Source organism: Streptococcus lutetiensis, assembly GCF_900475675.1.
GTDB lineage: Bacteria > Bacillota > Bacilli > Lactobacillales > Streptococcaceae > Streptococcus > Streptococcus lutetiensis.
This window is the reverse complement of the sequence record NZ_LS483403.1, coordinates 1,126,837-1,148,637: the sequence shown is the minus strand read 5'-3', so window position 1 is coordinate 1,148,637 and position 21,801 is coordinate 1,126,837. Positions and strand designations below refer to the sequence as shown.

21 protein-coding genes and 2 pseudogenes are annotated in these 21,801 nt (G+C 36.3%); all 23 read left to right on the top strand.

Translation table 11 applies throughout. The features are described from left to right. The first annotated feature begins 27 nt into the window (after window positions 1-27). The 23 genes and pseudogenes from aroA to DQN23_RS05720 all read left to right on the top strand — a co-directional run bounded on the left by aroA (window position 28) and on the right by DQN23_RS05720 (window position 21,738). On the top strand, window positions 28-1,311 hold the full coding sequence (gene aroA, locus DQN23_RS05830; RefSeq protein ID WP_058832700.1) for a 3-phosphoshikimate 1-carboxyvinyltransferase: 1,284 nt from the start codon (window positions 28-30) through the stop codon (window positions 1,309-1,311). Next, window positions 1,304-1,780, top strand: coding sequence for a shikimate kinase (locus tag DQN23_RS05825; protein ID WP_111712908.1), 477 nt, complete (start codon window positions 1,304-1,306; stop codon window positions 1,778-1,780). The genes aroA and DQN23_RS05825 overlap by 8 nt, the downstream gene beginning before the upstream one ends. After that, a complete protein-coding gene (gene pheA, locus DQN23_RS05820; protein ID WP_020917049.1) occupies window positions 1,777-2,601 on the top strand; it encodes a prephenate dehydratase in 825 nt (274 codons plus the stop codon). Before DQN23_RS05825 ends, pheA begins: the two co-directional genes overlap by 4 nt. A 99-nt stretch (window positions 2,602-2,700) precedes the next feature. Next, window positions 2,701-4,143: an LCP family protein gene (locus tag DQN23_RS05815; RefSeq protein WP_111712907.1), complete on the top strand. Its 1,443-nt coding sequence runs from the start codon at window positions 2,701-2,703 to the stop codon at window positions 4,141-4,143. A gap of 108 nt (window positions 4,144-4,251) precedes the next feature. After that, window positions 4,252-5,613: a 23S rRNA (uracil(1939)-C(5))-methyltransferase RlmD gene (gene rlmD / locus DQN23_RS05810; protein WP_111712906.1), complete on the top strand. Its 1,362-nt coding sequence runs from the start codon at window positions 4,252-4,254 to the stop codon at window positions 5,611-5,613. 544 nt (window positions 5,614-6,157) lie between these two features. Further along, the gene (locus DQN23_RS05805) at window positions 6,158-6,907 is read left to right on the top strand and encodes a Crp/Fnr family transcriptional regulator (RefSeq protein ID WP_058814072.1); all 750 of its coding nucleotides are present in this window, start codon (window positions 6,158-6,160) and stop codon (window positions 6,905-6,907) included. 164 nt (window positions 6,908-7,071) lie between these two features. Further along, a complete protein-coding gene (locus DQN23_RS05800; protein ID WP_020917044.1) occupies window positions 7,072-7,374 on the top strand; it encodes a hypothetical protein in 303 nt (100 codons plus the stop codon). A 51-nt stretch (window positions 7,375-7,425) separates the two neighbouring features. Then, on the top strand, window positions 7,426-9,273 hold the full coding sequence (locus tag DQN23_RS05795) for a heavy metal translocating P-type ATPase (protein WP_111713087.1): 1,848 nt from the start codon (window positions 7,426-7,428) through the stop codon (window positions 9,271-9,273). 95 nt (window positions 9,274-9,368) lie between these two features. Next, on the top strand, window positions 9,369-9,602 hold the full coding sequence (locus tag DQN23_RS05790; RefSeq protein ID WP_020917042.1) for a heavy-metal-associated domain-containing protein: 234 nt from the start codon (window positions 9,369-9,371) through the stop codon (window positions 9,600-9,602). A gap of 644 nt (window positions 9,603-10,246) precedes the next feature. Next, window positions 10,247-10,963: pseudogene (locus DQN23_RS05785) on the top strand (Rgg family transcriptional regulator); the annotation flags it as partial. A 9-nt stretch (window positions 10,964-10,972) separates the two neighbouring features. Further along, window positions 10,973-11,320 (top strand): hypothetical protein, encoded by a 348-nt coding sequence (locus tag DQN23_RS05780; RefSeq protein ID WP_233422860.1) that lies wholly within the window; start codon window positions 10,973-10,975, stop codon window positions 11,318-11,320. Between the two features lie 16 nt (window positions 11,321-11,336). After that, entirely contained in the window at window positions 11,337-11,654 is a 318-nt protein-coding gene (locus DQN23_RS05775) for a TfoX/Sxy family protein (RefSeq protein ID WP_111713086.1), read from the top strand. Window positions 11,655-11,704: 50 nt separating this feature from the next. Then, window positions 11,705-12,268 carry a GNAT family N-acetyltransferase gene (locus DQN23_RS05770; protein ID WP_214257410.1) on the top strand — a complete coding sequence of 188 codons (564 nt, stop codon included), beginning with the start codon at window positions 11,705-11,707 and terminating at the stop codon, window positions 12,266-12,268. Between the two features lie 123 nt (window positions 12,269-12,391). Continuing rightward, entirely contained in the window at window positions 12,392-12,559 is a 168-nt protein-coding gene (locus DQN23_RS09070) for a hypothetical protein (RefSeq protein WP_006532590.1), read from the top strand. A 339-nt stretch (window positions 12,560-12,898) separates the two neighbouring features. Continuing rightward, complete coding sequence (locus DQN23_RS05760) at window positions 12,899-13,237, top strand: hypothetical protein (protein ID WP_118100783.1); 339 nt, start codon at window positions 12,899-12,901, stop codon at window positions 13,235-13,237. Between the two features lie 88 nt (window positions 13,238-13,325). Then, window positions 13,326-13,844: pseudogene (locus tag DQN23_RS05755) on the top strand (transglutaminase domain-containing protein); the annotation flags it as partial. A 54-nt stretch (window positions 13,845-13,898) separates the two neighbouring features. Next, complete coding sequence (locus tag DQN23_RS05750) at window positions 13,899-14,309, top strand: GNAT family N-acetyltransferase (RefSeq protein WP_111712903.1); 411 nt, start codon at window positions 13,899-13,901, stop codon at window positions 14,307-14,309. A gap of 95 nt (window positions 14,310-14,404) precedes the next feature. Beyond that, window positions 14,405-14,869, top strand: a complete 465-nt coding sequence (locus DQN23_RS05745) for a nucleoside deaminase (RefSeq protein WP_111712902.1) — start codon at window positions 14,405-14,407, stop codon at window positions 14,867-14,869. 117 nt (window positions 14,870-14,986) lie between these two features. Beyond that, window positions 14,987-15,214 carry an alpha/beta fold hydrolase gene (locus DQN23_RS05740; RefSeq protein ID WP_111712901.1) on the top strand — a complete coding sequence of 76 codons (228 nt, stop codon included), beginning with the start codon at window positions 14,987-14,989 and terminating at the stop codon, window positions 15,212-15,214. A gap of 6 nt (window positions 15,215-15,220) precedes the next feature. Beyond that, entirely contained in the window at window positions 15,221-15,568 is a 348-nt protein-coding gene (locus DQN23_RS05735; protein ID WP_111712900.1) for a hypothetical protein, read from the top strand. A gap of 477 nt (window positions 15,569-16,045) precedes the next feature. Beyond that, on the top strand, window positions 16,046-17,707 hold the full coding sequence (locus DQN23_RS05730) for a SulP family inorganic anion transporter (RefSeq protein ID WP_111712899.1): 1,662 nt from the start codon (window positions 16,046-16,048) through the stop codon (window positions 17,705-17,707). Between the two features lie 334 nt (window positions 17,708-18,041). Then, window positions 18,042-19,691 carry a peptide ABC transporter substrate-binding protein gene (locus tag DQN23_RS05725; protein ID WP_111712898.1) on the top strand — a complete coding sequence of 550 codons (1,650 nt, stop codon included), beginning with the start codon at window positions 18,042-18,044 and terminating at the stop codon, window positions 19,689-19,691. Between the two features lie 400 nt (window positions 19,692-20,091). Next, entirely contained in the window at window positions 20,092-21,738 is a 1,647-nt protein-coding gene (locus DQN23_RS05720; RefSeq protein ID WP_111712897.1) for a peptide ABC transporter substrate-binding protein, read from the top strand. The last annotated feature ends 63 nt before the right edge of the window (window positions 21,739-21,801 follow it).

Sequence of the window (21,801 nt, the reverse complement as noted above, 5' to 3'; positions counted from 1 at the left end):
ATTAAAACTAAACCGTGGGAGAGTTGTATGAAATTATTGACAAATGTGTCACAATTACAAGGAACCTTGCGTGTTCCTGGCGATAAATCAATTAGCCACCGTTCAATCATGTTTGGAAGTCTTGCTAAGGGAAAAACGACTGTTCGCGATATTTTGCGTGGCGAAGATGTTTTGTCAACGATGCAAGTTTTTCGTGATTTGGGTGTAGATATTCAAGATGATGGTGAGCTTGTTACTATCACTGGTGTTGGCTTTGATGGACTTAAAGCACCTCAAAATAAACTTGATATGGGAAATTCAGGGACATCAATTCGCTTGATTTCAGGTGTTTTTGCTGGGCAAGATTTCACCGTTGAAATGTTTGGAGATGATAGTTTGTCAAAACGCCCTATGGACCGTGTGACGATTCCGCTTCGCCAAATGGGTGTTGAGGTCTCAGGTCAGACTGAGCGTGACTTGCCACCACTTACTATGCATGGTAGCAAATCTTTAAAACCAATTCACTACCAACTTCCTGTGGCATCTGCTCAGGTCAAGTCAGCACTTATCTTTGCTGCTTTGCAGGCAGATGGCGAATCAGTCATTATCGAAAAAGAAAAAACACGTAATCATACTGAAGATATGATTGTCCAATTTGGCGGAGAAATTAATGTCAATGTCAAAGAAATTCGCATCAAAGGTGGTCAAGAATTCACTGGTCAAGATGTTGTTGTTCCAGGTGATATTTCTTCAGCAGCTTTCTGGTTAGTTGCAGGGCTTATTGTTCCAAATGCTAACGTGGTGCTTGAAAATGTTGGTATCAATGAAACACGTACAGGTATTCTAGATGTCATTGAAGCAATGGGTGGAAAAATGACTATTTCAGATGTTGATGACATTGCCAAATCAGCAACAATTACGGTGGAAACATCTGAACTTCACGGCACTGAAATTGGTGGTGAAATCATTCCACGCTTGATTGATGAATTGCCAATTATTGCGCTTCTTGCTACCCAAGCAAGTGGCACAACAGTCATTCGTGATGCTGAAGAGTTAAAAGTCAAAGAAACAGATCGTATCCAAGTAGTGGTAGATGCTTTGAATGCTATGGGAGCTGATATTACACCAACAGATGACGGTATGATTATCAAAGGAAAAACACCGCTTCATGGTGCTAAAATCAATACCTTCGGTGACCACCGTATCGGTATGATGGCGTCAATTGCCGCGCTTTTGGTGTCAGAGGGTGATGTTGAGTTAGAGCGAGCAGAAGCAATCAACACAAGCTACCCAAGCTTCTTTAGTGATTTGGAGGTCTTGTCACATGGCTAGAATTATTATTGGATTTATGGGATCTGGTAAATCAACCATTTCCTCACTTTTAGATAAAGATTATATCGACATGGATGCTTTGATTACAGAGCATATTGGCATGTCAATTGCGGACTTTTTTGAAAAAGAAGGCGAAGCAAAATTCCGTGAGATTGAATCACAAGTTCTAGCAGAATTGGTGGATTCTGACCACGTTATTTCAACGGGTGGTGGTGTTGTGATTAATCCGATTAATCGTGAGATTTTGGCAAAAAATCCTGAAACCATCTACCTTAAAGCTGATTTTGAAATCCTTTATGACCGCATTAAAAATGATAGCCAAAATGTCCGTCCGCTATTTGTTAATAACAGTAAAGAAGCGTTCAAGGCTATCTTTGATGGACGTAGAGACATGTATGAGTCTGCGGCTACCCGCATTATTGAAGTTACTGGCAAAACACCAGAAGAAATTGTTGAGGAAATTGGATGAAAGTTGGCTATTTAGGACCAAATGGTTCTTTTACGCACAATGTTGCGATTAAGGCATTTCCTAGCGCTGATAGGGTGTCTTTTGGCAACATCACAGAAGTGATTAAATCTTATGAAGAAGGTGTAGTTGATTACGCTATTATTCCTGTTGAAAATTCCATTGAAGGGTCAGTTCATGAAACCTTGGACTACCTTTTTCATCAAGCACAAATTGAAGCAGTTGCTGAAATGATTCAACCGATTAAACAACAGCTTCTAGCAACTTCGCAGGATAAGGTGATTGAAAAAATTTTCTCACATCCGCAGGCTATTGCTCAAGGGAAAAAATACACCAAGTCTCACTATCCAAATGCTCAAATTGAAATGACAGCGAGCACTGCCTATGCTGCGCGTTTTATTGCTGAAAATCCTGATAAGCCATTTGCAGCGATTGCTCCAGTTGCTGCCGCAAAAGAATACGGCTTAGAGATTATCGCCAAAGACATCCAAGAAATGGATGAAAACTACACGCGCTTTTGGGTGCTTGGTCGAAAGAAATACGCTTTTGAATTGACTAAGTGTCAACAAAAAGTGTCTCTTACTTTAACTCTGCCAGATAATCTTCCAGGGGCACTTTATAAGGCTTTGTCTGTATTTGCATGGAGAGGAATTAACTTGACTAAAATCGAAAGTCGCCCTTTAAAGACAGCTCTCGGAGAGTATTTTTTCATCGTCGATGTTGATAACACCAATGAAGCCCTGGTCTCTTTTGCCTTAGAAGAATTGCATTTGTTGGGTATTGATTATAAAATGCTCGGAAATTACGACGTTTACAAGTTATGATTTCGTTCTGATGTCATTTTTTAGTATAATATTAGTATAGTCGTTTCGTTAAACTTGTACTGACTTTAGTATAGCTAGATTGAAAGAGTGGTATGAGATATGGCACAAGATAAATTAAGTCGACATGAAGAATTAAGATATGAATACCTTTTGCGAAATTTAGAATATCTAAATCCGCAGCAAAAGGAAGAATTTGGTTATCTCTATCATAAAAAGCAGATGATTATGCGAGAGATGTCATCTGGATATCCTTCGTCTGCCAATAAAGAGCCAAATTATGAGCGTTATGACGATTATGGTGACTATTATGAGTATTATGATTACTACGATGATGACTATGACGATGATTATGATGATTATGATAATCAAGTCACTTCACAAGGTCTGCCAAAATATCCGCAGGCAAAAAAGTCACGTTCTTCAAAGCGAAAGAAAAAGTCAAAAAAGCAAACTTCTTATTTAGATTATTACGAAGGAATCGCACACGAAGAACCTAAGGCGACCAAAGCAAAGAAGCCCAAAAAGAAGAACCATAAAAAACGTTTTAAGCATTTTTTGCAATTTTGTGGTTTCTTAGTTGTTATTGTTATGATTGGCATGGTTTACATGTTTTATCATGGGGTTCACGAAGTTTCTAGTGGCGAGACGAATTATTCTGCTGCAGTGGTAGAACCTTTTAACGGTCAAGATAGTCGTGACGGGACTAATATTTTGATTCTTGGCAGTGATAAGCGGATTTCGCAAGGCTCATCTGATGCTAGAACAGATACCATCATGGTGATGAATATTGGCAACAAAGAAGGTAAAGTTAAACTAGTTAGCTTCATGCGTGATACTTTGGTGAATATTAATGGTGTCAGCTATAATGACTATGCTAATGACCAAAAGCTAAATGTGGCATTTAACATTGGTGAACAAGATGACCGTCAAGGTGCTGAGCTCATGCGCAAAACCTTGAAGGATAATTTTGATATTAACGTCAAGTATTATGTCATGGTTGATTTTGAAACCTTCGCAGAAGCTATCAATACGCTCTTTCCAAAAGGCGTAAAGATAGATGCCAAGTTTGGTACGGTTGATGGTCAAGAAGTGTCATCGGTTGAAGTACCAGATGACCTTAACATACAAGCAGATGGTAGTGTTCCTAATCAGACCATTGAAGTTGGTCAACAACGCATGGATGGACGAACTTTGCTAAATTATGCGCGTTTTCGTAAGGATGATGATGGCGATTATGGTCGTACACAACGTCAACAACAAGTGGTTTCAGCAATCGTCAATCAAATTAAAGATCCTTCAAAACTCTTTACAGGCTCAGCAGCAATCGGCAAAATCTATACCCTCACCTCAACTAATATTTCTTATCCATTTCTTATCAAAGAAGGTTTGGGTGTGGTAACAAGTGGTCAAAAAGGAATTGAGCAAAAGACAGTTCCTGCGGAAGGCGACTGGACCGATGATTACGATATGTATGGTGGTCTTGGAATTGCTATTGATTTCAATAAATATCAAAAAGAGTTGAAGGACCTTGGGCTACGTTAATAATATGATATAATAGAGAGGCAGTTAAGCTTCTCTATTTTTTATAGTGAAGAAACCGAGAATAAGGTATTACTGATGGCTTATATAAGTCAGGCATGAAAGGAAAATATGTTAGAAAAAAATAGCATTGTAGAGGTTGAAATCACAGATTTATCACACGAAGGAGCAGGGGTTGCCAAAGTTGATGGCTTCGTCTTTTTTGTTGAAAATGCTCTTCCAGGTGAAAAAATCAAGATGCGCGTCTTGAAAGTGAAGAAAAATATTGGTTTTGGTAAGGTTGAAGAATACCTCACTATTTCTAAACACCGTAACCAAGATTTGAATGTGGATTACTTGCGTACAGGAATTGCGGATTTTGGACACTTGGCTTACGCTGAACAGTTGAAATTCAAACGCAAACAAGTTGCTGATAACTTGTACAAAACAGCTGGTATTTCAGATGTTGAAGTGTTAGAAACACTTGGGATGGAGCATCCTTACGCCTACCGTAACAAAGCACAAGTACCAGTTCGTCGTGTTAATGGGCAGTTGGAAACTGGCTTTTTCCGCAAACATTCACATGACTTGATGCCAATTTCTGATTTTTACATTCAAAATAAAGAAATTGACCGTTTGATTAATTTCACCCGTGATTTGCTTCGTCGTTTTGACCTTAAACCATACGATGAAAAAGAGGAAACTGGTTTAATTCGTACCTTGATGGTTCGTCGTGGACACTACTCTGGTGAAATGATGCTTGTTTTTGTCACAACACGTCCGAAAATTTTCCGCATCGAGCAAATCATCGAAAAAATTGTCGTAGAATTTCCAGCGGTGAAATCAATCATCCAAAACATTAACGATAAAAATACCAATGCCATTTTCGGCAAGGAATTTAGAACGCTTTATGGTAAAGACACGATTGTTGACAGCATGCTTGGCAATCAATATGAAATTTCAGCACGTTCATTCTATCAAGTGAACACTGAAATGGCTGAAAAACTTTACCAAATAGCCATTGATTTTTCTGATTTGACAGCTGATGATATCGTGATTGATGCTTATTCTGGTATTGGAACTATCGGTCTTTCATTTGCGAAAAATGTTAAAGCAGTTTACGGTGTTGAAGTGATTGAAGAAGCTGTTGAAGATGCAAAACGCAATGCTGCGCTTAATGGCATTACCAATGCGCATTATGTGGCAGATTCAGCAGAGCATGCTATGGCAACATGGAGTAAAAATGGTATCAAACCAAGCGTTATCTTGGTTGACCCACCACGTAAAGGTTTGACAGAAAACTTCATCAAAGCAAGCGTAGCTATGCAGCCAGAAAAAGTTACTTACATCTCATGTAACCCAGCAACCATGGCGCGTGACATCAAGCTCTACCAAGAATTCGGCTACAAACTCCAAAAAGTACAGCCAGTGGATTTGTTCCCGAATACACACCATGTTGAGACGGTAGTATTGATGTCAAGGGTGAATAATTAAGGGTGTATAAGATAAGCAAATAAAGGCTTTCCGTGGTTTGAGGTCTGGTTCTAAGCCGGAAGGATAATCACGGATTTTTGCTTTGAGGGAAGTTATCCAAGAGCGGTGGATTACTCACCGGATTTACGAATTTGAATATAGGTTTGGTGAGTTGAAAAGATTGCTGGCAAAAATGTGGATTTAGGTATCGATAAGGAAGATAAAACAGCTTTTGTTTTGAAAAATGGGAAGCCTATAGCAGTTCATATCTCCCACGAGAGATATGAAAGATTATTAAAAGCAGGTATAGATATTACTGAATACTAAATATAAAACACATAATAGATGAGAGAGGTTAAATGAATGGCTGTGAAAAAATCAGAATTGTATTCCCTTATCCGAGGACTTAAGTAAGAAATAGGCCATCTAAAAAAACAATGGAAAGTCTAGGCTAAGGCGATAATCTAATAAGAATTCCACATGAATTCACTTGCATTTACTAGACTCATGAATACTTGGAAATAAATAAACAAGTCCCAAAATAAGTTATGAAAGGAGTATCTGAATGTCGAAAAAGGATTCCAAGCAAGATATAAGAAAAAAACTCTATAATCCTTCCTCACACATTCATCATCACAAACATGAGGCAGGTTCACAGGTTTCATGTATCAGTGTTGTTCCAATCTTTAATCATCTAGAAGAAGAACAGATGGAAGAAATTATGAAAGTCATGAAGTCAATTTCATATAAAAAGGGTGAAGTGCTTTATCGAGAAGGAGATACATCTAATGTCTTATATGTTGTAAGTAATGGTAAAATTAGAATCTACCGTTTATCTGAGTCTGGAAAAGAGCAATTATTGAGAATTTTAAATCCAGGAGATTTTACAGGAGAATTAGCTCTGTTTCGCGAATCAATCCATGAAGCGTATGCAGAAGCGATGATTGATACCGATGTATGTATGATTAGTAAAAATGACTTACAAGAATTTTTATTAAAGTACCCTACGATATCTTTGAAGATTTTAGCTGAGTTTTCTAACCGACTGGAAATATCAGAAAAACAAATAACTAGATTTGTCACCGAGAAAGTGGAGGCTAGATTAGCGTTGTTTCTTGCAGAGTGTACAGATGGCGGAGATAGTCCAACAGAAATTGAATTACCAATGAGTAAAAAGGATTTAGCCTCTTATTTAGGAACGACACCAGAAACGATAAGTAGAACGTTGGCTGATTTTGAAGAGGCAGGTTATATAAAGCAAAAAAGAAACAGAAAGATTGAGATTTTAGATTTAGATGGTTTGTTGCTGATATAGCAGATAATCTTAAAATAAAAAATAGAACAGTTGGTATTAATTTAAAAATACCAACTGTTCTATTTTTCTGCGTAAAAAGAACAAACTTGATGTAGATCAAGTTAATATCTTTTAATCCCTTATATAATGTAATCAACCCCCAAAAAAAGAAAGAAGGAAAAAATATGTCAAAAAAATTAGATTTTAATCAAGTTAAGGAAATACATTTAAAAACATTAGCACAGTATGTACCAGTTGTAGCACGAGTTCATGGCGGCAATCATCCAGAATTTCACCAAGTTCGTGAAGTATATGATAAGCTTGCAAAAAAATTAAAAGATACAGGAAGGGGAAAACCTGACTTAGTAGATGAATTTGTAAAGTTACGTAAAATTACAGACAATTATACAGTTCCAGAGGATGTTTGTGAAAGCTATGAAGCAGTATATAACCTGTTGGCAGAATTAGATAAAGCATATGAATCATAAAAGAAACAAGTGATACAATTAATAAAAATCATAATAGGAAGGAGTATGAATATGCAAAAATTAATTTTAGGAAGAAAGAATCATATTACAATAGTAAGTGCAATTTTAATAATAATTGCATATGTTAGTAAATTAGGATTTCAAAACGAACCTATAGCCATATGGTCACTAATAATTGCCTCTGTTTTAGGAGTTATACCGATTGCCATCCAAGCGTATCAAGCACTCAGAGTTAAAGTAGTCAGTATTGATGTGTTAGTGACCATTGCAGTCATTGGCGCGTTTCTAATTAGAAATTATAAGGAGTCAGCAATTGTTACCTTTTTATTTCTATTTGGAGCTTATCTAGAACAAAGAACACTGAATAAAACACGTTCTGCAATAAAAGAATTAACTGAAATGGCGCCTGAAGTTGCTCTAAAGCAACTGAAAAATGGTGAGTTTGAAGAAGTAGAAATAGATGAAGTTGATGTAGGAGATATTTTGCTTGTTAAAACGGGTGCAAAAATCCCAGTTGACGGTACAGTGTTAACAGGAGAAGGGCATATTAATGAAGCAAGTATTACAGGAGAAGCGGTTCCTGTAAGTAAAAAGAAAGATTCGGGGGTATATGCCGGAACAATTTTAGAAAATGGAACTATTCAAATCACTGCTGATCGTGTAGGTGAGGATACTACTTTTGGTAAAATCATTGAGTTGGTTGAAGAAGCACAGGATTCAAAATCAGAAGCAGAACGTTTCATTGATAGATTTTCTAAATACTACACACCAGCTGTTTTAGTTCTCTCTTTTATTGTATGGATATTTTCAAGGGATATTGAACTTGCAATTACAATATTAGTTTTAGGATGTCCAGGAGCATTGGTAATCGGTGTACCGGTTTCAAACGTCGCGGGGATTGGCAATGGAGCACGTCATGGAGTCCTTCTAAAAGGTAGCGAGGTTATTAGTGACTTTAGCAGACTAGATACCATGGTATTTGACAAAACAGGTACATTAACAATAGGAAATCCCAAAGTAGCTGATAAAGAAATTTATGCAGATAATGTATATGAAGTATTAGGGTATCTAGCAAGTGTTGAAAAGGAATCAGATCATCCATTAGCAAAAGCAGTTGTAGAATATATTGGAGATATAAAATTATATACAATTGAAAAAACAGATGTTGTAAAAGGTGGAGGAATTGTAGCTCATGTAGAAGGTCATAAAGTTGCAGTCGGTAATGTGGCACTAATGGAGCAAGAAAACATTCTTTTAAGTGAAAAAGCTCGTGCAGATATTGCCAGATTTGAGAAAGATGGAAATTCACTTGTTTTAACATCAGTTGATGGTGAATTAAAAGCATTGATGGGTATTCGTGATCAAATTCGCCCGGGTGTAAAAGATGATCTTAAAAAGTTGAAAAAACTTGGTGTTAAAAATCTAGTAGTTCTTTCTGGTGATAACCAAGGAACAGTTGATTTAGTAGCACGTGAACTAGGTCTTACAGAGGCCCACGGGCATATGTTGCCGGAAGATAAATCAGCATATATTAAAGTACTGCAAGAAAGAGATCAAATTGTTGCATTTGTTGGGGACGGAGTAAATGATAGTCCTTCACTAGCTCTAGCACAAATTGGAATTGCTATGGGAAATGGAACAGATGTAGCAATCGAAACTTCAGATGTTGTTTTAATGAATTCAGATTTCAGCCGCTTGCCACATGCATTAGGTTTAACAAAAGCAACCGCTAATAACATGCTTCAAAATATTATTATTGCAGTAGGGGTTGTATTAGTCCTTCTTGCCAGCGTATTTTTTAGTGATTGGATGAATATGTCAATCGGAATGTTAGTACACGAAGCAAGCATATTAGTGGTCATTTTAAATGGCATGAGGTTGCTACGCTACAAACTATGAAAATAAACAACAAATTAAGCTGTTGATGCAAATCAATTTAATGATGATAATAATCGAGTATAATAAAATCGGTATAAACTAAAGGAGAGAAGAAAATGCAAAAAGCAACGATTCAATTAGAAACATTAACATGTCCGTCTTGTATGCAAAAAATAGAGAATGGTGTAAAATCTTTGGATGGGGTAAGTAAAGAGAGTTTAAAAGTACTATTTAATTCAAGCAAGGTGAGGGTGGAATTTGACGATGAAAAAGTATCCATAAAAGACATTGAACATGTTATCAACAAATTAGGTTATGAAGTATTAAAATCCCAGGTCAAAAATATTTAAGTAGTGAACCAATTAAGTTTGTATGGAAGATAGTGTTTGGGAAGCATTTTTTCCTAAGAACTGTATTAGAGGAGCTATGTAATAAATCCATACTTTGACTGATATGTTCTCACATACGAAAGCCCTCTGTGGATATGTTTCCACAGAGAGAATTTTCGATAAAAGCATTTGAGCCAATATTTCTTGATAGCTATGAATTCATCTCAAAACATGCTGAATGTGTAAGTTTACTAGTTAAAAACGCAGAATAAGAATTTAGCTTGCTTTTGAATTTTAAGGTAAGCTGCTGAAACTATCCACTGGATAGTTTCACTCCCAAATACGCACCATGTTGAGGCAGTATCACTGCTTGTATGAGTTTCTGAAACAGCGAAGTAGGGTTATTTTTAGCTATTATTAAGTAGGATTGTATTGAATAAATACTTTTATGTATAAAATATTTTAGTGAAGACATTGTAGTTATGCCTTCGCTTTTTTATTTTTCAAATAGCAATTAACCCATAACAATAATAATGATTCCTTCAAAGGCTAGAAGTAATATAGTTAATAACCTATTGTTTTTCATGTAAATTTCCTCACTTTCATTTTATATTTTATGATAAAATACTGAAAATTAAGAAATCTCCCGTATATGCATATCAGAGGTGCAATATGAAAAAGTTGGAAAAATTTTTAAAAAGTTTCGTGAATCTAGAGGATTACGACTAAAAAATGTTGTAAAAGCAGGTATATCAACATCTCAGTTATCATGTTTTGAAAATGGTGAGACTGATCTAACAATTTCAAAGTTTTTAGCTGTTTTAGATGAGGTTAATGTACCGATTGAGGAATTTATGTATGCTGTTTATGACTTTCATCGTGATGAATTAAGTGAGCTTTTGTTAAAGGTTAATTGTTTTGTATCTAATCATGATGTTGAAGGTATGAAAAAATTACTCTATAGACAAATGGAGTCAAATTCTAAGTGGAGCAAATTTCATCAAATAAATACTATTTTGTTAAAAATTAGATTACAAGATTTATCGGGAGAGACTTATTATTCTAGTGATAATTTATCTTATTTAACAAATTATTTATTTAGTGTTGAATACTGGGGATATTACAAATTATTGATATTTGCAAATACACTAGATGTCTTAAATCATGATGCTTTTATGGTTTTGGCTAGAGAAATGTGTAGGTGTTCAGATTTTTATAAAGAAATATCAAAGAATAGGCGAATAATTTCATCGATGTTATTAAATGGATATATCACATGTGTTGAAAGAGGAAAATTTCTGGATACTCTGTATTTTGAAAAACAACTAAAGCAATGTTTTTTCACTGAGACCGAAATCTATGAGAGGTTAGTATTTCAGTATGTATAACACTTGATACGAAAGAAGTGGTTTGCCAAATGGCAGTTTCGCTATCTTGGTATGCGAGCTAATTTATTTGCGCACTATTACGAGGACACAAGGAAACTTTCAAAACAAAACTTGATGGCATTTACAAAGGCTAGTAGCTTGTATCAAGCAAAACCAAGTTTGAAAGAATCATCAGCGCGTGTTCGTATCATTGTTGGAGAAAAAGAAGCTAAGAGAATGCTTGCTTCAGCAAGGTATTTACATGATTTTTTACCAGACAGTCGCTTGGAAATCAAAGCGGGTCTGGCTCACGGTCGATATGCGATTAACCAGCTAGATTTGTATGTGAAAGAGCTCTTGGAGAACTTATGATTAAGGAGTGAATGATATAGCATCGAGTAAAGAATACTTAGTTTTTATATTAGACAAGCTTTCAGAAATTCCAGAGATTTCCTACCGTGCAATCATGGGAGAATATATCCTTTATTATCGTGGTAAGCTCATTGGTGGGATTTATGACAATCGTTTTTTGATTAAACCCACTAAGTCTGCTACTGCTTTATTACCAGAAGCAAGGCTTGAACTTCCCTATGATGGTGCTAAAAAGATGCTTTTAGTTGATCATCTTGATGACAAAGCTTTACTCAGCCGCTTGCTGCAAGCCGTGTACGAAGAACTACCAGAACCTAAGAAAAAAAGAAACTAGCCTATCAAAGGTTAGTTTTTCTTTTGTCATAATCATCTGATTTTGCTACAATGAAAACAAAGGGTGATAACGTTTTCTTAAGTGGAAAGGAGGTATTGGTTATGAAATACATCCAGGTGACAAAGGAAAATTTGGAAAAAGAGCATATTTGTTGTGCTATTTCTAACACCAAAGATGCTCAGGTATCCTCCAAAAAAGCTTGGCTATCTGAACGTTTTGATGAAGGACTTGTTTTTCTAAAAAATGTTGAACGTGGCAAGTGTTTCATTGAGTATATCCCTGCAGAAAAGGCTTGGAATCCTATTGAGACAGAAGATTACATATATATTGATTGTCTCTGGGTTTTGGGTTCTTTAAAAGGGCATGGTTACTCGACTGATTTGCTGGAGGCTTGTATCGCTGATAGCAAAGCTAAAGGGAAGAAAGGCTTGTGCATTCTTTCGGCTGCTAAGAAGAAACCTTTTCTTGCTGATCCAAAGTATTTAGCCTACAAAGGTTTTAAGGTGGCAGATGAAGCTGATAATGATATTCAACTTTGGTATTTGCCGTTTTCTAATGAGGCTAAAGTACCTAGTTTTAAAGCTTGTGTCAAACACTCTCACATTTTTATGTGAATCGCTGTGGGTTTAAGATTGTTGAATTTTTTAATAACCATCACAAAGATCCTGATGATGAAGGTTCAGAAATGTTTCGATTTGAAAAACGCTTATAGTTTTAGATTTTAGGAGGGCAATATTATGACTAAAGGAAATGGTATCTTAATTGGTATGGGATTTGGAGTAGCCATTGGTGCAGGAATAGGTTTTCTAACACATAATATTGGGCTTTGGATGTCGCTTGGTATTGCCTTTGGGGTTATGGTTGGACTATTTATTGACAAAGATGACGATGATGAAGGTGAGTAGTTTATCAGACGATTGAATCTATAAAGAATAAGATGTTAAACTGTAGCTTTTCTGGCTGCAGTTTTTTGAATATTTTAAAGAATGATACAAGATAAAAACTAAAAAATAGTTGTTCTTTGTTAGTGCTGTCTTTTTTTGCTACAACAAAAGTATCATAATATTCTGATAATTAAAAAGGAGGTTTCTGGATGAAAACAGTACTTGTAACGGGGGGCACAGTTTTTGTTAGCAAGTATACAGCGGCTTACTTTGTTAAAAAAGCTATGACGTCTATGTGCTCAACCGAAATACCAAGACACAAGTTGAAGGCGTGACCGTTATATTAAGGATTTGTGCCGTATGATGGAAGCTATTATTGAAAAGCGGCCAAAAGAACACCTCTATAATGTTGGAAATACTGAAGTTATAAGTACTCGCCAGTGGGTGAAGCTCTGCTATGCCTGCAGAAATAAAATTCCAGAATTCATCGAAGTTTTTGGTGAGGTTAATCAGCGCAATTACTTTAGTTTTTACGATTATGAGTTCTTTTTAGATGTTGAAAGGCAAAAAAAGCTCTTGTCTGATTTGACACCAGTAGCAATCAGTTTAAAAGAATCCTACACATGGCATGAAAACCACGTCTTCGATGTCAAAAAGAGACCATTTTTTGATTATATTGAAAAATATTTGAAGGGATAAAGGAGAGATTATGAAGCAAACTTATTTAGAAGATAGTAAGTATGTTGACTATTACAATCCTGAGATTTAAAAGTATGCTCTTGAGTTAAAGGAAAAAAGTAGTGACCAAATTGACTTGGTAAAAAATACTTTTCATTTTGTGAGAGATGATATCCACCATTCATGGGATGTTAAAGATAAGCGCGTGACAGTTTCAGCGAGTGATTGTCTTCGTGAAGGGGTTGGCATTTGTTGGACAAAAGCTAATCTTTTAGCAGCACTACTTCGTGCTAATGGTACTCCATCAGTTTTTTCTTATCAGCGCTTGATACTTGGAACTACTCCAGATATGGGCTATTGCATCCATGCTCTTAATACTGTCTATCTTGATTCTATAGGAAAATGGCTTCGCCTAGATGCTAGAGGAAATAAGAAAAATGTTCAAGCAGAGTTTTCGTTAGATGGTGATAAACTTGCTTTTTATCCTAATGATATTGGAGAGATTGACTATCATGATAATCATTCACAACCAGATCGAGGTTTAATGGCAGTTCTTGAAAAAAATACTGATGCCATTGACATGTATTTACATCATTTACCAGACAAATTAACTGAGGACATAAACTAAAGCGCGTGATAACTAACCGAGAAGAATTACCTGACCAAAGAAAGAGGTTATAGTATGGCAGCTGATATTGAATACAAATCTATCCAGAGTTTCAAGTGCAGTGATTTGGAACATCTGTTCCTTTCGGTGGAGTGGTCTTCGGGGCATTACCCTGAAAAGTTAGTTCTTGCTATGCAGAATTTTAGTACTGTTTATTCAGCATGGGACGGCGACCAATTAGTTGGCATGATTTGTGCCATGGATGATGGGGTGATGAATGTTTATATTCATTATTTGCTTGTTGATCCTGTCTATCAAGGTCACACGATTGGAAGTAAGTTGATTCAACTGGTCAAAGAAAAATACAAATCCTTTATGAGAATTGCTGTGATTGACTACAATAAGGAGATTGATTTCTATGAAAATTGTGGTTTTGTTAAAAGCGAAAATTGCTCACCTTTGTTTATCACCTCTTTGTGGACTTAAGACTTACTATTACATAATGTAAATCATTTTTTATAATAACGCTTTCTTAAAAGTGTGATATACTTAAGTTAACAGATATGAAAGGGGCGCCCCATATGGATAATGAATACATGCAAAAAGCTATTGAAGAGGCTTACGAAGGGATTAAAAAAGGAGATGGTGGCCCCTTTGGTGCGGTTATCGTAAAAGATGGCAAGATCATTGCTAGTGGACACAACATGGTCCTAGCTCACCACGATCCAACGGCACATGGAGAAGTGACGGCAATCAGAGCAGCATGTCAAATGCTTAGCACGCATGATTTGTCAGGAACAAGTTTGTTTACAACTGGAGAGCCGTGTCCAATGTGTCTAGCAGCTTGTCTTTGGGCAAATATTGATAAAGTTTATTATGGTTGTACAATTGCTGATAACGCCATGATTGGTTTTTGTGACCAACGCTTTGATGAGCTCATGGGAGGACGAAAAAATCTCCCTGAAGACTACCTTGTTCAGCTTGGTCATGATGATTGTTTGAAACTCTTTAAAGATTATCAAAACATGCAACATAATCTCTACTAAGAAATTATAGATAAGTTAAATCGACTGTAGCACAAGTTGTTACAGCTTTTTTTCTTGATAAAGTGATATAATGCTAGGGAGTCGATGTCAATTTAGAAGGTGAGTGTAAGTTTAGTCATGTTATGTCATGAATTTGGTGATTCTTCAAAACCGATTATCATCTTCTTACCAGGAACCATGTGTCACTGGTATACTAACTTTGCAAAAGTTATTCCTAGTTTGATAGAAGATTTTTTTGTCGTTGTTGTTTCTTACACGGGATTTGATATGAAAGGCAGAAGTGATTACACGTCGGTTTTAGCAGAAATTGAAAAGATTGAAGTACATATCAAGCATTCTTATTAGGGAAAAGTGTTAGCTATCTATGGTTCCTCACTTGGTGGGACTTTTGTAGCACATTTAGTCGCAAGAAGAAAAATCCAGTTATCTTATGCGGTGATTTGCACCTCTGATTTTGACCAGTCAGGTCGCCTGCCTGCTTATTTGAAGAGTAAACTCTTGGTTAAGTTGATGTGGCCATATGTGACAAAAGGGTGCTTTAAGCCAAAATGTCTGCATAGCTATTTTGAAAAAGTATCTGATACAGATTCTTATGTAAAAGAAATTTTTTCCTTTGTAAAAGGGACGGAGTTTGTCAGCAAGACATCGCTCTTTAATCAATATTTTTTTGACTTAATTACACATTACCTTGTCATGTAGAAAGCAGCGACTGTCAGGTGCACATTTTTTACGCGCAGAAGATGGGAAAGAAATATTTGAAACGCTATAATAATCATTTTAAAAATGCCATTATTCACCCTCAAGAGTATCGCTACGAGGAACTCTTGGTATCTTATCCTGAAAAATGGTGCCAATGTATCAAGCAAATTTGTCTAAAACCACAAAGAAGAAGTCTGAGGGAATCTCAGATTTTTTATTTCGGAAAATATTCTGAAAAGTTGAGATGGTATTTTTGACGATTTTCAAAAATAGGGTCTAAAACGTCGTGCAGCGCTTTTTTTAAGTTTGAAATGTTTTTTCATTCTTAAGAATGTTTTTGATGGAATAATGGGCAAAAAATGCGCAAATACTAAGTTATTTTATACGATGAGACCTAGAATTCTAATTTTCGGTGTGATAAAATGGTAACGTCAGTTCTTGTAAGGGTATGAGAACAAATAAAAGTAGGAGGAAAAGATGGACGCTTTTAACTATATTAAGCCAAAACTGTTTAGTACTCTTAAAAATTATTCGGGTGCGCAGTTTGCAAAAGACCTTGTTGCGGGGATTATTGTGGCAATCATTGCCTTACCATTGTCAATTGCCTTAGCGATTGCATCAGGTGTTAATCCAGAACAAGGTCTTTATACTGCCGTTGTCGCAGGTTTTTTTATTTCATTTTTAGGTGGCAGTCGTGTCCAAATCGGTGGATCAACTGCAGCATTTGTTGTTATCATCTACGGTATTATTGCTCAATATGGTATGGCAGGTCTTACTATTGCAACATTCTTAGCTGGTATCATGATGATTATCATGGGGCTTCTTCGTTTTGGAGATTTGATTAAATTCATCCCTAAAACAATCACAGTAGGGTTCACATTAGGTATCGCTATCGGAATCTTTGTTGGTCAATTAAAAGATTTCTTCGGACTAAGTATGGGTGCTGTTCCAGCTGAATTCGTTGAGAAAATGGTAGCTTACGCTCAACATATCAATACCATTAACTGGCCTACGCTTTTGATTGGTATGATTGCTTTGCTTATCCAAATCTTTTGGCCACGAGTTTCTCAAAAAATCCCAGGTTCTCTTGTTGCTATTATCGTAACAACAGCTCTTGTTGGATTTGGTCACATGTCAGTTAAGACAATCGGGGACTTGTACACTATCAAAGCTGGTTTACCGTCATTTACAATGCCTGAATTGTCATTTGGCCTTATCCGTCAAATGATTTCACCAGCCTTCACTATTGCAATCTTAGCTTCTATCGAATCACTTCTTTCATGTGTGGTTTCAGATGGTATGATTGGTAGTCACCACCGTTCTAATGCTGAATTGGTCGGACAAGGTGTTGGTAACATGATGTCTGCTCTCTTTGGTGGTATCCCTGCTACAGGGGCTATCGCTCGTACAGCAGCCAACGTTAAAAATGGTGGTCGTACACCAATCGCTGGTATGGCTCACGCTGTGACATTGCTCTTGATCCTCTTGTTCTTGATGCCTTATGCATCACTTATCCCAATGAGCTGTCTTGCTTCAATCTTGATTATGGTTGCTTATAACATGAGTGGTTGGCGTACATTTGCTCACATGCTCAAAAAAGCACCTAAAAGTGATATTGCTGTCTTGGTGATTACACTTGTGTTGACAGTCTTCTTTGACCTTGTTGTAGCCATCGAATTTGGTATGGTTTTGGCTGCCTTCTTATTCCTTAAACGTATGTCAGACGTTGCCGCAGTTCGTCAATGGATTGATAAAGATAGCCTTGATGATGCTGAACTTCCAGAAAACACTGATTTGAAATATGTTCCAAGTAATACAGTTGTTTATGAAATCTTCGGTTCATTGTTCTTCGGTGCAGCCAATGACTTCCTTAACTTCACTCATGAAGAAGGGAAAAATAAAAATGTTTTGATTCTTCGTATGCGTAACGTCCCTGCTATGGATATTTCAGGACTTGAAGCTCTTGAAGAAACACTTGAAATCTGTCAAAAACGTGGCATGACATTGATTCTTTCTCACGTGAATAAACAACCTTATCACGTAATGGAAAAAGCTGGTTTTGTTGAAAAAGTTGGTCAAGAAAACCTTTGTGAAAATATCGATGCTTCACTAAAACGCGCAGCAACTTTAGAAAAATAATATAGATGAAAGGATGTCCTTGGGGCATTCTTTTTTATTATAGTGTTAGTTTTTCTCACCTATTTTGCAGGAAAGAAACGTAAAATTTCATGCTTTTGTTTTTTAATTTTTGCTAAAAGTGAAAAAACAAGAATACCAGAAGTAGTGATTTTTGCCAAAAAAGCTTGTATTTTCAAGCAATTTCACCATTTTTCAGTCATAAATGGCTTCTTACTATCATAAAGTAAGTTTTTGAAATTTTTATTAATTTTAAAAATTTTCTGTATTTTTAGAAAATAGTGTGTTATAATACCAGACATACCGAAAGAAAGTTTATGGTAGGAGGAAAAAGTTCATGGAAAGAAAATCAACTTGGAAACGTGTTGGTTTGGGAGCGGTAAGTTTGGCTTCTGTCGCTCTATTGGCTGCATGTGGTGGCGATAATAAATCAGCTGCTAACAAAGACGAAATCAATTGGTACACACCAACTGAAATCTTGTCACTTGATATTTCAAAACACACTGACCAATATTCAGCTTTGGCAATTGGGAATTCATCAAGTAACCTTCTTCGTGTTGACAAAAAAGGTGAACCAAAACCAGATTTGGCAAAAAGTGTTGAAGTGTCAGAAGATGGTTTGACATACACAGCAACACTGCGTGATGGTCTTAAATGGTCAGATGGCAGTGCTTTGACAGCAGAAGACTTTGTTTACACATGGCAACGCATGGTTGATCCGAAAACAGCTTCTGAATATTCTTATCTAGCTGTTGAATCTCATCTGGAGAATGCTGACAAGATTAACTCAGGTGAACTTTCTGACCTTAACCAGCTTGGTGTTAAAGCTGATGGCAACAAAGTTATCTTTACCCTTACAAGTCCATGTCCACAGTTCAAGTATTACCTTGCCTTTTCTAACTTCATGCCACAGAAAAAAGCATTTGTTGAAAAAGAAGATGACAAATACGCTACAACTTCTAAAGACCAAATCTACTCAGGCCCATACACTGTAAAAGATTGGAATGGTAGTGATGGTACTTTCAAACTCGTTAAAAATAAATACTACTGGGATGCTAAAAACGTCAAGACTGCTAAAGTTAACCTTCAAGCAATCAAAAAAGCAGATACCGCTGTCCAAATGTATAAAAATGGTGAGCTAGACACAGCAAATATCTCAGCAACATCATCTATCTACAAAGCTAATAAAGGTAACAAAAATGCCGTTCCAGTTCCAGAAGCTCGTATGACTTACATCGTTTATAATGAAACTGGTTCAGTAGCTCCTCTCGCTAATGAAAAAATCCGTCAAGCGCTTAACCTAGCGACTGACCGTAAAGGAGTTGTCGAAGCAGCTATTGATACAGGTTCAAAACCTGCCACAGCTCTTGCAACACCAGGTCTTGCTAAATTAACTGATGGTACTGACCTTTCTAAATATGTTGAACCAGGTTATAAATATGATGAAAAAGCTGCCGCTAAATTATTTAAAGAAGGTTTAGCAGAACTTGGAACAGACTCAGTTAAATTGACAGTGACTGCTGATTCAGATGATGCTGTGACAAAAGCAGCTGTTGACTACATCAAACAAAGCTGGGAAGAAGCTCTTCCAGGATTGAAGATTGAAGAAAAATTTGTAACTTTCAAACAACGTCTTGAAGATACTAAAAACCAAAACTTTGAAGCTGCACTAGTTTCTTGGGGCGGAGATTATCCAGAAGGGTCAACATTCTATGGCTTGTTCTCATCAACTTCGGCATACAACTATGGTAAAGTATCTAGTGATGAATTTGATGCTGCTTATAATAAAGCACTCACAGAAGATGCTTTGAATACAGATGCTGCTGCAGAAGATTATAAGACTGCAGAAAAAGTTCTTTACGAAGGTGCACACTACAACCCAATCTTCTTCCGTAGTACAAAATGGCTTCAAAATCCATCTCTTAAAGGACTTGTTCGTAACTCAACAGGTCTAACAGTGGACTTTAGCCATGCTTATAAAAAATAAGCATTAGAATTTAGTTTAACCAAATAAGCCCAACAGATATTTTGGCTTATTTTTTGTGCGTGATATTTATACTTTTTATGTAAAAACATGTAAAATGATGTTAGCTTTTATACAGTGAAAAATGCTTTGAGAAGTATGATTATTTGAGTGATTAAAACTCTAATAATCGCTAAAAATGACAAAAGAAAACTGATTGTAAATCACCAAAAAAGTGAATTTTTATAAAATAATGAACAATTTTCAGCACTATTAGTCTAAATGTCTGCAAAATGAGTGAAAAATAAGTGTAAGCAATCTTTTTGAAATTTTAATTAATTTACAAATTTTCTGTATTTTTAGAAAATATTGTGTTATAATACCTTGTATACCGAAAGAAAGTTATATGGTAGGAGGATCCATTATGGATATTAAATCTTTAAAACGTGTCGGTCTTGGGGCTGTCACATTGTTGTCTGTTGCTACACTAGCAGCATGTGGTGGAAATAACGCATCATCAAAATCTGCTAGCAAAGATATCAATTGGTTCGTGCCAACTGAAATCAGTACTCTTGATATTTCTAAAGTAACTGATACTTACTCATCAATTGCTATTGGTAACTCAGGAAGTAACCTTCTCCGTGTTGATAAAGATGGAAAATTGCAACCAGATTTGGCTAAAAGTGTTGATGTTTCAGAAGATGGTTTGACATACACTGCGACATTGCGTGATGGTCTTAAATGGTCAGACGGTAGTGATTTGACTGCAGAAGATTTTGTTTACACATGGCAACGTATTGCAGATCCAAAAACTGCTTCAGAATATTCTTACCTAGTATCAGATGCTCATGTATTGAACGCTGATGAAGTTATTTCTGGTACAAAAGGTCTTGATGAACTTGGAGTTAAAGCCGACGGAAACAAAGTTATCTTTACTTTGTCTAACCCATCTCCACAATTTATGAGCCTTCTATCATTTGCTAACTTCATGCCACAAAGTAAAGCATTTGTTGAAAAAGCAGGTGATGACTATGGTACAACATCAGAAAAAGCTTTGTACTCAGGTCCATACACTGTTAAAAAATGGAACGGTACAAGCGGTAACTTCACACTTGTGAAAAACAAATATTACTGGGATGCAAAAGACGTTAAAACTAAGAAAGTAAACGTCCAAACAATCAAGAAACCTGATACAGCTGTTCAAATGTACAAAGATGGTGACGTTGATACAGCAAACATTTCAAATACAGAAGCTACATTCAAAGCAAATAAAAATCGTGACGATGTAGTTACAGTTCCAGAAGCAACAACAGCTTACATGGTTTACAACCAAACTGGTACAGTTACTGCTTTGAACAATACTAAAATCCGTCAAGCCCTTAACTTAGCAACTGACCGTGAAGGTATCGTTAAAGCTGCTATCGATACTGGTTCAAAAGCTGCAACAGCGCTTGTTCCAACAGGTCTTGAAAAACTTCCTGATGGAACAGACTTGACTAAATACGTATCACCTGGTTACAGCTATGATAAGAAAGAAGCTGCAAAACTCTTCAAAGAAGGTCTTTCAGAACTTGGTACAGACTCAGTTAAATTGACTATCACAGCTGACTCAGATGCACCGGTTGCAAAAGCTTCAGTTGACTACATCAAACAAACTTGGGAAGAAGCTCTTCCAGGATTGAAAGTTGAAGAAAAATTTGTTACTTTCAAACAACGTCTAGAAGATACTAAGAACCAAAACTTTGATGTTGCTCTTGTTCTTTGGGGTGGTGACTATCCAGAAGGTTCAACATTCTATGGACTCTTCACAACTGATTCATCATACAACTACGGTAAATTCTCAAATGCTGATTACGATGCTGCATACAAAAAAGCAATCACTACTGATGCATTAGATGCACAAGCTGCTGCTGATGATTATAAAGCTGCTGAAAAAGCACTTTACGATAACGCACTTTACAACCCAATCTACTTCCGTAGCACTAAGTCACTTCAAAATCCTGACCTTAAAGGTCTTGTTCGTAACTCAACAGGATTGCAAGTTGACTTCACTTACGCATACAAAAAATAAATCATTCTAGTAATAATGAGACAAGGTTCGAGCCTATCGAGTCTTGTTTTTTTATGACTTAAA